General features: G+C 41.4%; 1 protein-coding gene. It reads right to left on the bottom strand.

What is annotated here, in order from left to right; all coding sequences use genetic code 11:
* A partial coding sequence (locus D5S11_RS19770; RefSeq protein WP_241211481.1) for a T7SS effector LXG polymorphic toxin occupies positions 1-314 on the bottom strand: 314 nt, incomplete at both ends.

Below are 314 nucleotides of genomic sequence, written 5' to 3'. Positions count from 1 at the left end.
TAGATCGTGATCAAGCTTGCCGAGCCTATTTACGGTATCGTCCCGTTTTTTGTCTGCTGATTCCAGATTTTGATCGACATCTTCTGTAGAGAAAACATCAAGATGAATGATATCGCTGATTTCATTTATGATGTCCTTGAGTTCATTGCGCTGCTCCTGCATGATGGCTTGTGATTTATTCTTCGCATGAATCAGCTCGTGTTCTAAAAATGACTCTTCCACAAACGAATCGGCCAATCCGGCATCAGATACTTTTCCAGAAATACTGTTAAGAAACGCAATCTTCATATCGATCAGATCAAGCCAGCTGTCTG

The organism is Bacillus sp. L75 (genome assembly GCF_003676355.1).
In the GTDB taxonomy this organism is placed as follows: Bacteria; Bacillota; Bacilli; order Bacillales; family Bacillaceae; genus Bacillus; species Bacillus velezensis.
The sequence above is the reverse complement of the archived record's forward strand: the minus strand, read 5'-3'. Positions and strand labels throughout refer to the sequence as shown.